The sequence below is a fragment of the Kitasatospora sp. NBC_01302 genome (genome assembly GCF_035976515.1).
Classification (GTDB): Bacteria; Actinomycetota; Actinomycetes; order Streptomycetales; family Streptomycetaceae; genus Kitasatospora.
Genome location: NZ_CP108406.1, coordinates 43,395 through 59,243, shown reverse-complemented (window position 1 = coordinate 59,243; position 15,849 = coordinate 43,395). Strand labels below are relative to the sequence as shown.

11 protein-coding genes and 1 pseudogene are annotated in these 15,849 nt (G+C 68.8%); 3 read left to right on the top strand and 9 right to left on the bottom strand.

Annotation, left to right across the window (positions count from 1 at the left end):
* Window positions 1-150 precede the first annotated feature (150 nt).
* The 7 genes from OG294_RS40475 to OG294_RS40445 form a co-directional block, all read right to left on the bottom strand.
* Window positions 151-1,374, bottom strand: coding sequence for a nucleotide disphospho-sugar-binding domain-containing protein (locus OG294_RS40475; RefSeq protein ID WP_327071983.1), 1,224 nt, complete (start codon window positions 1,372-1,374; stop codon window positions 151-153).
* A gap of 8 nt (window positions 1,375-1,382) precedes the next feature.
* A complete protein-coding gene (locus OG294_RS40470) occupies window positions 1,383-2,633 on the bottom strand; it encodes a nucleotide disphospho-sugar-binding domain-containing protein (RefSeq protein ID WP_327072031.1) in 1,251 nt (416 codons plus the stop codon).
* Window positions 2,633-3,874, bottom strand: a complete 1,242-nt coding sequence (locus OG294_RS40465; RefSeq protein WP_327071982.1) for a nucleotide disphospho-sugar-binding domain-containing protein — start codon at window positions 3,872-3,874, stop codon at window positions 2,633-2,635. Before OG294_RS40465 ends, OG294_RS40470 begins: the two co-directional genes overlap by 1 nt.
* Before the next feature lie 81 nt (window positions 3,875-3,955).
* Window positions 3,956-5,377, bottom strand: a complete 1,422-nt coding sequence (locus tag OG294_RS40460; protein WP_327071981.1) for an NDP-hexose 2,3-dehydratase family protein — start codon at window positions 5,375-5,377, stop codon at window positions 3,956-3,958.
* 5 nt (window positions 5,378-5,382) lie between these two features.
* Entirely contained in the window at window positions 5,383-6,441 is a 1,059-nt protein-coding gene (locus OG294_RS40455) for a glucose-1-phosphate thymidylyltransferase (protein ID WP_327071980.1), read from the bottom strand.
* A gap of 149 nt (window positions 6,442-6,590) precedes the next feature.
* The gene (locus OG294_RS40450; RefSeq protein ID WP_327071979.1) at window positions 6,591-7,802 is read right to left on the bottom strand and encodes a ketosynthase chain-length factor; all 1,212 of its coding nucleotides are present in this window, start codon (window positions 7,800-7,802) and stop codon (window positions 6,591-6,593) included.
* Window positions 7,799-9,052 (bottom strand): beta-ketoacyl-[acyl-carrier-protein] synthase family protein, encoded by a 1,254-nt coding sequence (locus OG294_RS40445; protein WP_442789403.1) that lies wholly within the window; start codon window positions 9,050-9,052, stop codon window positions 7,799-7,801. Before OG294_RS40445 ends, OG294_RS40450 begins: the two co-directional genes overlap by 4 nt.
* Window positions 9,053-9,233: 181 nt before the next feature.
* Here OG294_RS40445 and OG294_RS40440 point away from each other — a divergent pair, with 181 nt between their 5' ends.
* Complete coding sequence (locus OG294_RS40440) at window positions 9,234-10,838, top strand: FAD-dependent monooxygenase (protein ID WP_327071977.1); 1,605 nt, start codon at window positions 9,234-9,236, stop codon at window positions 10,836-10,838.
* Between the two features lie 2 nt (window positions 10,839-10,840).
* A complete protein-coding gene (locus OG294_RS40435; RefSeq protein ID WP_327071976.1) occupies window positions 10,841-11,287 on the top strand; it encodes a nuclear transport factor 2 family protein in 447 nt (148 codons plus the stop codon).
* Window positions 11,288-12,125: 838 nt separating this feature from the next.
* Here OG294_RS40435 and OG294_RS40430 read toward each other — a convergent pair.
* Window positions 12,126-13,364, bottom strand: coding sequence for a nucleotide disphospho-sugar-binding domain-containing protein (locus tag OG294_RS40430; RefSeq protein WP_327071975.1), 1,239 nt, complete (start codon window positions 13,362-13,364; stop codon window positions 12,126-12,128).
* A 77-nt stretch (window positions 13,365-13,441) separates the two neighbouring features.
* Complete coding sequence (locus OG294_RS40425; protein WP_327071974.1) at window positions 13,442-14,230, bottom strand: SDR family NAD(P)-dependent oxidoreductase; 789 nt, start codon at window positions 14,228-14,230, stop codon at window positions 13,442-13,444.
* Window positions 14,231-15,503: 1,273 nt separating this feature from the next.
* Here OG294_RS40425 and OG294_RS40420 point away from each other — a divergent pair.
* A pseudogene (locus OG294_RS40420) lies at window positions 15,504-15,848 on the top strand (hypothetical protein).
* Window position 15,849 lies beyond the last annotated feature (1 nt).

The following is a 15,849-nucleotide window of genomic DNA, read 5'->3' as shown; positions in this document are numbered from 1 at the left end:
TTTGTCGCAAGGATCGCCGTGACGGGCTGGATCGGTTCTCAACGCCTCGTCGTATCCTCGTCGGCCTGTCTCGAGGGGTATTGGTTGCCAGCTCGAACCCGGACACCGGCCGACTCGTGACCCGGTTTGTAGCGATGGTGTCTCATTGGGCTAGGGCAGGCTGCCTTTGAGCGCCAGCCCTTCCAACACGGGCACCAGGTCCGCGGGGCTGGGCTGGCCCGCGATCACCGACCGGAGCCGGTGCGCGGCGTCGTGGTAGGCGGGTTCCGTCAGCACGGCGATCGTGCCTGCGGCTGCCTGTTCCGGTGTCGCTGACAGACCGCGCAGGGACAGCGCTGCTCCGGTCGCCGCAATCCGGCCGCTGACGGTGGCCTGCTCGTCGCTGAGCGCCAGAGCGAGTTGGGGAACACCGCGAGTTGCCGCGGTCAGCAGGCAGTTCACGCTTCCGTGGTGGATGATCGCGCTGCTGCCGGTCAGTAGCAGGTGCAGTGGGAAGTCCTGCAACACCCGCACGTGCTCCGCCAGCCCGCCCAGGACCGATGCGCCGGCCGGTCCCGCCGTGAACCACACCTCCGCTCCCTTTGACAGCGCTGCCTCGACGGCAGCCTGTAAGGCCGGGACCTCGGTTGCCTCCGCCTGGGAGGAGGCGCCCCACAGTACGCAGACACGCGGACGTCGGGGTGGCTCGTGCACCCAGTCGGGCACGACCGTGGGGCCGTTGTAGGGCAGGTATCGCATGGACAACCGGTGCGCGGACCCCATGGGCGGGACAGCGGTGTCCGGCGAGGGGTCGATCACGTGGGTGATCCTGCTGTTGTGCCATGGCTCCAGCCCGTAGCGCGGGAAGGACTCCGACGGGTCACCGTCGCCGAGGTCCACACCCGGCTCGGTCTCCGCGGTGCCGAACAGACCGGGAGGGTGGTAGACGGCCTGAACGCCGAGTAGTTCCGCGACGAGCGCGCCCTCGGGTGTCATCAGGTCGTGCAGGACGAGATCGGGTCGCCAGGCTCGTGCGAACCGCACGGCACCGTCGTAGCTGTGCGCGATCGCGTCGTTCAGCCGCTGCCAGAACTCCGGCGCCTCCGCGTGTATGTCGAACTCCTCGAGGGAGGCGACCGGCTCGCCGGTGTACGGGTGCAGCGGCAGTTGGGAGTGTGTGCCTTGGGCCTCGATCGCCAGATAGTTGGTCATCCGCTGCACCGTTTGCATGTCCAGGCAGTCCAGCACCGGCACGGGCACCAGCCCGGCCGCGGCAACTGGAGCGGCGTGATCGGGGGTGCAAGCCACCCGCACGTCGTGCCCGGCGGACTGCAATGCCCACGCCAGCGGCACCATGACGTAGTAGTGACCGCGCCACGCGGACGCGGTGAACAAAACTCGCATCAGAGCGCCTTTCCGGTCCGCAGAGGTCGGCCGGTCTCGGCGAGTTCCACCAGCTGCCCGACCAGGTCCGCCGGAGCAGGGTTCTGCGCCACCTCAGCGCGCAGCCGCTCTGCCGAGGTGCGGAATGCCGGCTCAGTCAGCACCCGCCGCACGGCGTCGCCGATCTCCTCGCGGCTCGCCTCGAATCCGGACAGCGCGAGCGCGGCGCCGGTGGCGGTCATCCGGTCCCCATAGGTGAGCTGGTCGCTGCTGAGCCCGAGCCCGACCTGGGGGATGCCCTTCGCCGCCGCGTTCAGGTAGCAGTTGTCGCTGCCGTGGTGGACGATGGCGTCGCAGCTGTCCAGCAACAGGTGGAGCGGGAAGTTGCGCAGGGGGCGCACACCCGGTGGCAGGGGGCCAAGCGCGTCCACCTGCGCGGCGCCCGCCATGAGCAGGACCTCGGCGTCCTGGGCCGCTGCCGCGTCGATCGCGTGACGTAGCGCGGGCACCTCGGTGCCGAACAGTCCGGTTGCCGAGTTGCCCCACAGCACGCAGATCCGCCGCCGTCCACTCGGCGTGGCGGCCCACGTGGGCAGGCTGCCTGGACCGTTGTAGGGCACGTAGCGTACAGGCAGGCGCGTGGCGGAACCCAGCGGCGGGATGACCGAGTCCGGAGACGGGTCAATCATGTGCTGGATGTCGTCGCGACTCCAAGGGCCGACCCCGTAGTCGTCGAACGCGGCCACGGGGTCGCCGGGGCGCAGGTCGAGCCCGGGATCGGACTCCACCGCGCCGAACAGGCCAGGCCCGAAATAGACCGAGGGAACGCCCTGCACGGCGGCGGCGAGCGCGCCCTCCACAGCCATCACGTCGTGCACCACGAGGTCGGGCTGCCACCAGCGGGCGAACTCGACGGCACCGTCACAGCTGTGCCGGACGGCGGCCGCGGCGTCCTCCCAGAAGTAAGGTGCCTCGGACTCCAGGTCGACGGCGCGGGGGTCGCGGATCGGCTCGCCGGTGAACGGGTGCAGAGGAGCGGTCCGGCGCTTGCCGAACAAGACGTCGATGAACAGGGTCATGCGGCCCATGGTTATGACGTCGGGTCCGTCCAGCACCGGCACCGGGGTGAGCCCGGCACGGCTTATCGCCTCGGTTTGCGCGGGCGGGCAGGCCACCCGCACCTCGTGTCCCGCAGCCTGTAGTGCCCATCCCAGCGGCACCATGCAGTAGTAGTGGCCCTGCCATCCTGAGACGGTGAAGAGCACGCGCATCACGCGACCATCCTCTCCGGCGTGGTCGAGGCCAGCTCGACGAGCGTGCCGACCAGGTCCGCCGGGGTCGGCCGGGCCTGCTGCTCCGCCATGACCCGACGAGCGGCCTGCCGGTACTCGACGCCGTGCAGCACGGCGTGTGTTGCCTCGGTGACCTCCTGCTCGCTGGTCTGGAGCCCGGGCAGGCAGCACACCGCCCCGGTCTGCGCGAAACGTTTGCCGTACCGCTGGTAGACGTCGCTCGGGCTTAGCGCCAGCTGGGGAACGCCAGCCGCGGCGGCCGTCATCAGCGCGCTGGCCCCGCCGTGGTGGACCACGGCGTCGCTGGTCGCCAACACAAGATGCAGCGGAAAGTCCCGCATGACCCGCACCTGCGGTGGCAGGTCGCCGAGCGCTTCCACCTGCTCCTCGCTGGCGGTGAGCACGACCTCCGCCCCGGTGTCCACCGCCGCGTTGATCGCGTGCCGTAGGGCAGGCACCTCTAGTCCGAGCATGGCCGAGGCCGAGTAGCCCCACATCACGCAGACCCGGGGGCGGGACGGTGGTGTCCGCAGCCAGTCCGGCAGTTCGCCTGGGCCGTTGTAGGGGAGGTAACGGACCGGGATCCGAGTCGTGGTGCCGTGCGGCGGGACCGCCCCGTCCGGGGAGGGGTCGATCACGTGGGTGATCTGTGAGCGATCCCAAGGCTGGGCACCGTGCCGGGCGAACGACCCAGTGGGGTCCTCCAGGCCCATCTCCATCCCGGGTTCCGTCTCCATCGCACCGAACAGGCCCAGCGAGTGGTAGACAGCCGGGACGCCGGCCAGCCGGGCGACCAGCGCGCCCTCCGGCGCCATCAGGTCGTAGAGCACCAGATCCGGACGCCATGCCTGGCCGAAGGCAACCGCGTTGTCGTAGCTGCGTTCCAGGAGGCCGGGCAGTTGCTGCCAGAATCGCGCGCTCTCGGCCTCGACGTCGAACTCGTCGAGGCGGCGCACCCGCCGCCCGGTGACGGGGTGCGGCGGCAGGACGCCCGAGGGTGCCTTGAGCGCTTCCTGGTAGGCGTTCAGTCTGGCCCAGTAGGTCATGTCCGGTCCGTGCAGGACCGGCACCGGGATCAGCCCAGCCTGGCTGATGGCGGCCACCTGTTCGGGCGGGCAGGCCACCCGGACCTCGTGCCCCGCTGCCTGCAGCGCCCAGCCCAGCGGGATCATGCAGAAGTAGTGCCCACCCCAGTTCGAGGTGGTGAACAGCACACGCATCCAGCGCCTCCAGCCGTCTTCTTTCGCCCACTCACCTTGGCCGCCGCCGTTCGACCCTGGGTCGAATCCGCCTGGGCTCGGTCACGCCCCGCTGTGCAGGCCTGCGATCAGGCTGCGCGCCTGGACGTTGAAGTAATTGCTGTGCTGCAGCAGGTCCGTCGCCTGGTGAACGGTGATCCACCGGTACTCGTCAGGGGTCTCGAGCGGGAAGCCATCAGGTGCTTCGACCACTCGGTAACGGCTGTCCGCATGGTAGAATCGGCCGCCCTCCTCCGACTGCACGGAGTCGTAGTAGACGTGCTGGCCCACAGCGTTCTGGATGAGATCCAGGTAACGCGGCCTGCGGCCGGGTTCCTCATCGCGGTAGTTGCCTGGCAGGCACTGCACCGTGGGCGCGAGCTCGACGATGTCGCGCCCGCCGGCCTCGGCCCGGGCGTGTGCCAGCAGGTGCAGCACGCCGTCGATCGGACGCGCCAGGAATCCGACCACACCCTGTTCCGTGGGCGCCAGCAGAGGCTGGGTCCACTGCGACACCTCCCGCTCGGCAGCAGCGACCTCAGTGGCGATGATCGTGAAGTGTTTGCCGTCCTCGTGGGCGATCTCGTTGTCATCGCGGTACCAGCGGTCCACCGAGGAAAGCGGCACCGACCGCTGGTCGAGCTCGTGCCTGGCCTTGATCTCGGTCAACCAGCTCAGCAGTTCCGTCGTGGTGTGCCGGGCCGGCTGGTCGTGGGACAGCGAATTGCGCAGCGCGGAACGGAAGGCGCTGCCGTCCGTGCGGTAGCCCGCGGCGCCAAAGGGCAGGCACGACAGTACCGACCTGGTGTCCATGTTGACGACGTTGTCCTTCTTGAGGAGCTGGTGGACTTGACCGATGGTCAGCCAGCAGAAGTCGTCGTGCTCGGGAACCTCGTCGGTGACTTCGACGATCATGTTCCGGTTGCGTTTGCGCAGGAACCACGTTCCGTGTTCCGACTGCAGCGAGTCGGCCAGCACGGTGCTGTCGCGCCGGGAGACGAAGTACTCGATGTGGGTGATCGGGCGGCCCTTGTGCACCCCGGTGTAGTTGCTGCGGGTGGCCTGCACGGTGGGTGACAGCTGGATGGTGTCGATGTTGCCGGGTTCCATCTTCGCCTGCATCAGGCAGTGCAGGACTCCGTCGAATTCCTTGACCACCAGGCCCAGGATGCCGATCTCGGGCTGGTTGATGATCGGCTGTGCCCAGGACCAGCCGCCCTGCCAGTCGGTGCGCACCTGCAGGCCTTCCACGGTGAAGAACCGGCCGCTGTGGTGGCCCAGGTTTCCCGTCGCCGGGTCGAAGTCCCAGCCGGACATTTCCGCGAAGGGGATCCGCCGGACGACGTAGCCGTTGCGGCGGCGCTTTTCCGTGAACCACTGCCAGAACTGTTCATTGGAGAACACGGGGCTGTCGGTCGCGTTCGCCGACGCGGTGAAACGCTCGGCCAGCTTGGTCGGCGCAGGTGCGCCCATCGTTATCGTCATCGCTGTCAGTCCCCGATCTCCAGTCGCACGTCATCGCCAACCAGCACCGCGTGCCGGTCCCGCTTGCCCACGATCCGGGCCCTGCGGCCGAGCACCGACCCGCGGACCCCACGGGCTTCGTGGAGTTGCGCCGATTCCAGCAGCACCGAGTCGCTCAGGTCGCTGCTGGCCACCAGGCAGCCTGCTCCCACCGCGGTGTAGGGCCCGATGGCGCTGTCCCGCACGACGGCGCCCGCCGCGATCACCGCTGGGCCCACGACCCTGGACCGGATCACAGTGGCACCATCCTCGACGATCACGTTGCCGACCAGCTCACTGGCCTCATCGACCGAGCCGCTGACGCTGCCGCGTATCTCGTCCAGTACCGCACGGTTGCAGCCCAGCCAGGCTTCCGGGGTGCCGGCGTCGTTCCAGTAGCCGTCGTAGTCGAAGGCGCGGACCCCGTGGTCCTCGGTGAGCAGCCACTGGACCGCGTCGGTGATCTCCAACTCGCCCCGGGCGCTCGGCCTGATGGCCTCGACCGCCTCGTGCACCTGTGGCGTGAAGAAGTAGACGCCCATTATGGCGAGGTCGCTGCGCGGGTTCTCCGGCTTCTCGGCCAGATGGACGACGCGGCCGTTCACATCGCGCTCGACCACGCCGAACTGGCGCGGGTCGGGCACCTTGGCCACCAGGATCTGCGCGGCGGGCCGGTGCTGGCGGAAGTCCTCGGCTGCCGCCTCGATGCCACCGATGAGCAGATTGTCGCCGAGGTACATCAGGAAGTCGTCGTCGCCGAGGAAGTCGCGGGCGATGCGCACGCAGTGCGCGAGCCCGAGCGGGGCGGCCTGGTGGATGTAGCTGATATGGACACCGAGTTCGGCGCCGTCACCGAGGGCGTCCATGATCTGCTCGGCGTTGAGGCCGACGATCATCCCGATCTCGGTGATCCCCGCCTCCCTGATGTTGTCCAAGCAGTAGTGCAGGATCGGCCGGTTCGCGACCGGGATGAGCTGCTTGGGCATCGAGTGTGTGAACGGGCGCAACCGCGTACCGGTGCCTCCCGAGAGCACGAGGGCCTTCATCGAAGCTCCATCCCGTGAGTTCTGCGGTGTTCTGGCGGGGCGCTGCCCGCGCTCACATACTCGGCGCTCGCGGTCCAGAGCCTCTCAAGCTCGGTTCGTCGCCGTCCGCCGTGCCGCTCGAGCGGAATTCGAGTGCTCTGGGCCTGTGTTCAGAGGGCCTTGACGACCATGGCCGAGTTGAACCCGCCGTATCCGCGGGCGAGTACGAGCGCGGTGCGAACGTTCGCCGGCCGTGCTGAGGTGACGAGGTCCAGGTCGATCCCCGGTGCCAGATCCCCGGAAGCACTGGTCGGAGGGATGGTGCCGTCCCTCATCGCCAGCAACGCGGTGGCCACGTCGAGGGCCGCGCCGCCGGCGCCGAGCCGGCCCGTCATCGTCTTGGGCGCGGTGACCGGAACGCCGTGTGCGCCGAACACGTCGGTGATCGCGTCCGCCTCCACCCGGTCCTGCTCGCGCAGCCCCGAAGCGTCGGCGAAGACCACGTCGACCTCGCCTGCCCCGATCTGCGCGTCGGCCAGTGCCAGCTCGACGGCCCGGCGCAGCGCGGGAGGCCTGCCCAGGCCCGGTGCCGGGTCGAAGGTGTGGGCGAAGCCCGCGATCTCGCCGTACCGGCGGGCACCGCGCGCCCGCGCTGCCTCATCGTCCTCGACAAACAGGATGGCCCCGCCCTCGCCCGCGATGTACCCGCTGGCGTTCGGTTGGAAGGGCAGGTAGGACCGGTCCGGGTCCTCGGCCTCGGACATTTCGCCCCGGGCCAGCTGGTTGGCCCAGCCCCACGGGCACAGCGAGCCGTCCACCCCGCCGCTGATCACGCACTGGGCGCCGCGGCGGATGGTGCGGCGGGCCTGGGCCAGAGCATCGAGGCCGCCGGCGTGGTCGCTCACCAGTACCCCGGACGAGCCGCGCATCCCCTGGTGGATCGCGATCTGTCCGGTGTTGACCGCGTAGAACCAGGCGAACGACTGATAGGCGCTGACGTGCTGAGCGCCCTTGCTCCACAGGTTCTCCAGCTCGCGCTGGCCGAACTCGAAGCCGCCCGCGGTGTTCGCGGTGACCACGCCCCGGCGTAGTGCTGGGACCGTCTCCAGGTCGATCGCGGCGTCGGCCACCGCCCACTCGGCGGCGATCAGGGCCAGCTGGGTGGTGCGGTCTGTCTGCCTAAGCAGGCGGCTGGGCAGGTGCTTGGTCTCGTCGAGGTCGTCGATCGCGCCGCCGAGCCGTACCGGGTAGCCTGCCGGGTCGAACCGGGTGATCCGGCGGATTCCGCTGCGTCTGTGCAGTACGGCCGACCAGTACTCTTCGATACCGATGCCGTTGGGTGCGAGCGCCCCGATCCCGGTGATCACGGCCGACGCTGTCACGGCGTCACCCCCGGAGCGGTGAGCACCATGGCCGACTGGAACCCGCCAAAACCGCTGCCAACCGACAGCACCGTGTTCAGCCGCTGATCCCGTGCTGTGATCGGCACGTAATCCAGGTCGCACTCGGGGTCCGGCTCCGTGAGGTTGGCCGTCGGGGGGACGACGCTGTGCTCGATGGCCAGCGCGCAGGCAGCGATCTCGATGGAGCCGATGGCGCCCAGCGAGTGGCCGATCATCGACTTGATCGAGCTCACCGGGATGGCCCGAGCGTGTTCGCCCAGCGCCTTCTTGAACGCCGCCGTCTCGTGCCGGTCATTCTGCTTGGTGCCGGAGCCGTGCGCATTCACGTAGTCCACCTCGGATGGATCGAGCCGGGCGGCGTCGAGCGCGGCGGTGATCGCCTCGGCCAGTTCGGCGCCGTCCGGCCGCAGGCCGGTCATGTGGTAGGCGTTGCCGCGGTTGGCGAACCCTGCGATCTCGGCATAGATGTGCGCGCCTCGTGCGCGGGCTCGGTCCGCGCGCTCCAGCACCAGCACCGCGGCACCCTCCGCCAGCACGAAGCCGTTGCGGGTGCGGTCGAAGGGCCGTGACGCCGTGGCCGGGTCGTCGTTGCGTGGTGAGGTCGCCTTGATGGCGTCGAAGCAGGCCACGGTGATGGGTGTGATCGGCGCCTCGGTGGCACCACTGACGATCACGTCTGCCGCGCCCTCGGCGAGCAGTTCGCAGGCGTGTGCCAGCGCATCGATGCCGGACGTGCAGCCGGTGGACACGACCGACACCGGTCCTTCCGCCCCGATGTCGCGCGCCACCTCCACCGCGATCGAGCTGGGCACGTAGTTGGCGTACATGTGCCGGCTCAGGTAGGTGTGGTCCACCTCCCACAGTGACCCGCCGTTGCTGGCCACCGCGTATTCCTGGTCCAGGCTGATGCTCGCGCCGGTGGCGGTACCGATGACGACTCCGACCCGGGTGGGGTCCAGCCCCGCGGGGTCGAGGCCGCTGTCGGCGAGCGCCTCGCGCTCGGTCACCAGTGCGAACTGGGTGACTCGGTCCAGCCTGCGAGCCTGCTGGAAGTTCAGGCCCTGCGCCAGAGGGTCAAAATCGCATTCCGCGGCGATGCGCGACCTGAACTGGGTGGTGTCGAAGGAGGAGATCTTCCGAATCGCTGTGCGCCCGGAGGTCAGCAGCTCCCAGAACGCCTTCACACCGTTGCCGCCCGCTGTCTGCACACCGATGCCCGTTATGGCAATTCGATCAGACCTCACCGTTCACCGCCACATCCAAGTCGATTGCTGCCGAGTCCACGTGGTGACGTTCGCAGCCGGGCTTCGAGACAAGCTCGACAGCACGTCGAGCGTCGGCCCTCCAGCCGGGCTCGAAAGCCATGTCACACGGTGGGTCCGACCACGCCTAGGTTTCAGGAGGACGCGCATGGCAGAGGCCGGCAGGACTGGCATCCTCGTGGTGGGAGCGGGCCCGGTCGGTCTGACTGTGGCGCTGGAACTGGCCCGCCGGGGCGTTCCCATCCGGCTGATCGACGCGGCCGGCGGACCGGCGACGACCAGCCGTGCTCTGGCCACCCACGCGCGCACGCTGGAGGTCTACGACCAACTCGGCGTCCTGGACGCCATTCTCGCCCGCGGGCAGAAGGTCGAGCACTTCACGCTGCACCAGGGCGGTCGCCGGCTGATCCGGTTCGACACCGACTACTCGGCGCTACCAACCCGCTACCCGTTCACCATGATGGTGGACCAGACCAGTACCGAGGAGGTGCTGCGCAATGCGGTGGCGCAGCACGGCATCCACGTCGAATGGGGCGTCGGACTGGAGGGATTCACACAGGACGGCGAAGGGGTGACCGCGACGCTGGTGTCCGCGGACGGGACGCGTGAGCTAGTGGCCGCCGACTGGCTCGTCGGCTGCGACGGTGCGCACAGCACGATCCGCAAGCAGCTCGGGGTCCCGCTGATCGGCGACTCGTCACAGACCTGGTTGATCGCTGACGCGGTCGTGCGTACGACGCTGCCCCGCGACAGCATCCACTGGCTCAACACCGGCCACGGCACGATCATGCTGATCCCTTTCCCGGCCCCCGGGAAGTGGCGGTTGCTGGACACGGTGGACGTCCAGCGGGACGCCGACCCGGACGCCGTCGGCGCACGGTTCGCTGCGAAGATCTCTGCTGCCGTCGGGGAGCAGGTCACCGTCGAGACGCCGTCCTGGACGTCGGTCTTCACCATCCAGCAGCGCATGGTCGAATCACTGTGGCACGGCCGCTGCCTGCTCGCCGGTGACGCCGGGCACGTGCACAGCCCGGCGTCCGGACAGGGGATGAACACCGGCATTCAGGACGCGGTCAACCTCGGGTGGAAGCTGGCGATGGTCTACTTCGATCAGGCGAGCGACGACTTGCTGCACAGCTACAACAGCGAACGTGTCCCGGTCGGCCGCAAACTGCTCGACTCCACCCGCACGGCCACCAGCCTCGTGGCGCTGCGCAACTCGCTGATGACCGCGTTCATGCCCGCCGGATTGGCTCTGCTGCGTGCGGTCCCCCCGGTCAAGCGCCGCATCGAACGCCGGATCATGGCCGGGATGTCCGCACTCGACCTCACCTACACCGGCAGTGCGCTGACCCGGCCGAATCCGCAGGTGACCGTCGTGCGTCCCGGGGCCAGGCTGTCCCGGGTGGACACCGCTGGCGCCACGAGCGCGGGTTGGCAGGAGATCCTGCGGGAGCTGCGTGACCCACGTTGGCTCCTGCTGCTCGGGTCGAATGACGCGAAGCTGCATGCAGTGTGCCCGAAAGCAGGATGGCTCGGTGTCAGGACCGTCGGGGGCGACCTGCCCGACCAGGACGGACGGCTGCGCGAGGACCTCCGCATCGGGCCGGGCGACTGGCTGCTCGTCCGACCCGACGGTTACGTCGCGGGCAGGGGCCAGGGGGCTCATTCCCTCCGCGCCGAGCTGTCGGGGCTGGCCCTCACGGCGGAGCCGCATCAGAAGAATGTTGTGACCCGAGAGGAATTGGCATGACTATGTTCGATATCGACGCCGACCCGGCGCAGCTGCGCCAGGGCATCGAGCAGTTTTACGCCTGGCAGATGCAACTGTTGGACGACGGCAAGGTCGAGCCGTACGCGCAGACGTTCGCCGAGGACGGCTCGTTCGCAGCGAACGCGCATCCCGCGCCGTTCACCGGGCGGGAGGCCATCGCGGCGGCGGCCGGCAAGGCCACTCGCGCGCTGGCCGAGCAGGGTGTGATCCGGCGCCACTGGTTCGGCATGACCTCGGTGGAGACGACGGGCCACAGCAATGTCGTGCGCACGCGCAACTACGCGGTCGTCTTCGAGACACCGCGCGGCGGGGCCGCGAAGTTGCTGATGAGTACGGTGTTCGAGGACGTCTTGGTCCGGGACGAGGACGCCACGCACGGCTGGCTGGTTCGCGAGCGCCGGGTCAGCCGCGACGACCTGGCCGCCTGATACCCACCGGCCCCTGCCGTCGGCTCGATCGGCCGGGGGACCTTGATGCCCGGTCAGCGGACCGCATAGCGGGCCTTCAGTCGGGTGTCTGCTGTTCGGCGCCGCGCATTGCGGGCTGTGGAGTTCCCGCGGGACCGCCCGCCTTTCGGGCGCCACGGGAGCTGGTGCATCGAGGCCGGTCCGGACACGGCCGGCACTGGCTCGTGGTGAACCGCGCCACGATCACGGGTGCGGCCCTGGGCGAAGAGGCCGGACAACACCTGGACGTCGCTCGTGGCGGACTTGGCGGGCCGTGGTGTTGCGGGGAGAGACGATCGTCGCTGGGGAGGGCGGGCAGCCGCCCTCCCCAGCGACGTGCCCACACGGGCGGTCGGTCGCGCTGCCACAGTGGTTCTGCACGACGTTCCGCCCAGGGTCTCGCCCTGCGGGCCGGGCCGGTAACCCGGCCTGTGCCGGTGGAGGTGTTCGGGCCAGCGGGCGTCGTCTCGCGCAGGCGCGCTCCGCCGGGCCTTCTGCTGGAGGCCGGCGGCGACCAACACGGCGGGCAGGACACTCTGCGGCTTCTTCGACGTGCTGAAGCGGCGCACGATCGGGTGCTACACGAATCGGTACAGGGCGGCCGACAGGCTCCGGGTGAGCTTCCCGCCGACCGCGGCGACGGGATACAGAAGCGACAACAGGGCCTCCCTGCGGCTTTTCGGTCTCGATGACCTCCAAGCTGCACGGGGCCCTGTCCTTATGCGGCGGTACATCACCCGGATCGAGAACCTATGAACACCTGTGCCGACCCACAGTCCCGTGAGGTACCTCCTGACGCATCGCCATTTTCAGCCCCCCTCTACTTGTGCTGAGCCGCCAGCCGTTCCAGTTCGGGGACCAGCAGTGCGGGCGAGGGCCTGCGTTCGTTCTCCTCGGCTACCCGCCGCGCCGCCTCCCGGTGGCTCGATCCGCTGAGCAGCCGTTCCAGGGAGTCCTTGACCTGCTCTGTGGTGCCGTCGATCCCTGACACGATCCGGACCGCGCCGGTTTTGGCGAACCGCGCGGCCATCTCGACCTGGTCGTTTGCCAGGGGCAGCACCAGCTGCGGAACGCCCATCGTCGATGCAGTCATCAACGAATTGATCGACCCTGAATTGACCAGCACATCGCACTGAGAAAGCGCCATCTGCAGCGGATACTGGTAGAGCACGCGAGCGTCGGCCGGGAGCTCACCGAGCAGGGCCAGAGCCTCGGGTCCGGGGGCGAGTACGACCAGTTCAGCACCGGTAGCAGTGATCGCCGTCACTGCGCGTCGCAGGATGGGCGCCCGGTTGCCGTACACCTCGGTGACCAGCCCGCTCCAGATCAGGCAAACCCGAGGCCGGTCGGCAGGCGGCAGAACGGACTCGGCTGCCTCACCGATCCCGTTGTAGGGTACGTGCCGCACCCGCAACCGGGTCGCCTCACCGAGCGGGATGGGTACGGCGTCCGGAGTCGGATCCAGGACGTGGGTGATCTGCGAGCGATCCCAGGGCCGCACGCCATGCCGGACGCACGCCCCGCTCGGGTCGTCGAACGAGACGTCACCGTCCTGCTCCGGGGGACCGTCTACCGCGCCGAAGCCACCCGGGGTGACGTATACCGATGGGGCACCCACCACCCTGGCGGCGATGGCGCCCTCGATCGCCAAGGGATCGTGGAGCACCAGGTCGGGCTGCCACGTCCGGGCGAAGCCCACTGCCGCGTCGCAGTTGTAGCCGATCACGCGCACGCAGTCGTCCCAGAACCGGCGCCCGTCCACGGCGATGTCGAACTCACCCGGGTGCGCCATCGGCTCCCGGGTCACCGGGTGCAGCGGGCGCAGCTCCTCAGGGCCGTCGAACCGCCCGTCCGCGGCCCACCGTTCGACCCGGGCGACGCGCTCACTCTGCATCGCCGGGAACGGCTGGAGTACCGGCAACGGCACCAGCCCCGCGGCCCCGACCGTGCCTGCCTCAGTGGGTGCGCAAGCCACCCGGACCTGGTGCCCGGCGGCCTGCAGCGCCCAGCCGAAGGGCATCAGGCTGAAGTAGAAGCCCTTCCAGCTGGTGATGGTCACCAGAATCCGCATGGCTACCCTCTGTTCATCTGTTCGTCGGCGGTGGGGTTCGACCGCAGTGAAGGGTCGGTGCAGGCTCAGAAGACGATGCTGCCGCCCGCGACCGGCAGGAACGCCCCGGTCACGTAGCCGAACTCATCGCTGGCCAGCATGGCCACCGCCCGGGCGACCTCCTCGGGCTCGGCGACCCGGCCCAGCGGGATCTGCTCGATATGTGCGCGGACGTCCGCGGCGACCGACTCGTCAGCCATCGCCCGTTCGAGCCCATCGCTACGCACGGCACCCGGGACCACCGCGTTGACCCGGATACCAGCCGGTCCGAGCTCGACGGCCAGGTGCTTCATCACCGTTTCCACCGTGGCCTTGGGCAGGGCGTGCCCCAGGCCCTTGGGCGCGGTGCGGCGGGCAAACGCGTCGGAGATATAGACGACGGACCCTCGGCCGCGTTCCGTCATTCCGGGCAATACTGCGTACAACGGTGCAAGTGAGGCCCGGAAGTGCGAAACAAGATAGTCGGTGTATTCGTCCAGAGAATGCTTCAGGGCTGGCCCGCGGAGCATATCGGGGAATCCAGTCGCGTTCAGCACCATGATTTCCGGTGCGCCGAGCGTGTCGGTCACCTCGGCCACCATCGCTGCGCACTGCTCGGCGTCGCGTACATCGGCCTGCACCGCGACGGCTCGACCGCCGCGCGCCTCGATGTCGCGTACAACGTCCTTGGCCGGCTGGAAGGACCTGTGGTAAACGACAGCCACCAAGGCGCCGCGGTCGGCGAGTTCCCTGGCGATCGTGGCCCCGAGGCCGCGGCCCGCCCCGGTGACCACTGCGATCTTGGAGTCCAGTCCGCTGCATGTCTTGTTTGGCATGGTCAGGGACGATAGCAACGGCGCTTCGAGAGCCGTTAGAGCAGCTGCATCGACCGATCCTCGATCACCGTTCGCAGGTTTCGAGTTATTCCACCTGCGCTTCCGGGCGCTTGCCTACCCCGCTCTCCGGGTTCTGGCCGGCGCGCGCCGACCCTGGGCGACGATACGCGAACCATGATGACGACGTCACTGCCGGGCGAATTCAGCCTCGAAATGCCGAGCGCTAAGGCAATCGCAGAGCAATTGCATGGCGGTCTTCACAAGCGGGTGCCTGATGAGACCGAATCCACCAGCTGATGTCCACGTGGAGGTTCCTCCCGGGACTGCCGTCTTCGATGAGCCGAACCTGACCGCCGGCAACGGCCACAACCGCCAACTGCCGTGCGTGCAGCGGGTGTTCCTGAGGAAGGCCGGCGCCCGCTTCATTCCCGCCGGCCTGACCCTCATCGCCCGAACAGAACTGACGCAGCATCTGCCCGAGCGCTGGCCCACGGAGCGACGCCTTCGCCGACCTGTTCGACGCAGTCCACCGCCCATCCACACCCATGTCAGCCTGAACGCTGCCCGGACCCGCAAACTCCTCGGACAGGCCGCGACCCGCGCGCGGCGGGCACCGCACACCTCAAATCCCCATCCCAGCACACCGACCGTCCCCACCAGTGGCTTCGGCAGGCATGTTTGTCACCAATCACTACATATCATGACACAACGGTATGGATCGGGCAGCTGAGGTTTGCTCAGCGGGATGATCTACTCGGAATGTCGAGGAGATCCCTCTGATCCTTCCGCCCCTGGTCCTTGAAATCGGCCGGATCCTCGGAGGTGTCTACGGGCACCCATGTGAGCCACCACGGGAAGTCGGCCGCCGAAGCATCGCGCGTGCTCCTGCCCGCCCCGCTTCGGGCCTACGTTCAGCACCAGGTCAGCCGTGGAGGCGCTCCCGAGAAGGAACGGTCCTGCTCAACATCTGGCGCTGACGTGCCGCCGGAGACCGCCAGGCCGGTCTGGCCAGGGGCAGGCGAACGGACAGACGCCGGCAGGGGTGATCCTGGCGTTGATCACTCCCGGTGCCCATCGAGGGTGAAGGCAGCACGGAGGCATGCTCCCGATGTGGTCCAGGCTGACCGGTGGCGTGCTTGAGGGCGCGCGCCAGCGTTCCTTGGGCTCGGCCACAACGCACTTGGCTCATGGCACGGGCAGCTCTGGTCAGGCATTTGTGGTCCACGCGTCTGCGTCTGGGGCCTGTGCGGCGGATCATGACGTCGTAGAGCGCATGCACAGCACGCTGACCGAGCACGCCCGGTGTCTTTACGGAGATGAGTACCGTCCGACGCCAGCGTGCGGTCAGGAGCATCGCGAGCACCACTTCGTCGAAGAGCCGACGTTCGCTGATGCGGACGCGCTACTGTCGATGCTGCGGGAGCTCTGTCCGGACCTGGTCGACGGATAGCTCCCGATGTGGATTCGCAGCCTCGCCCATCGCCTCGTGCTGCTACAGCGGCCCGATGAACCGGCTCTTCTGCGGGAAGCCGCACAGATCCTTTGGCTGTACGGTCCGGACTGGGACGACATCGCCCCGCGGCTCACGGATCGCGCCGAAGAGCTGGAAGCCCGCTGAC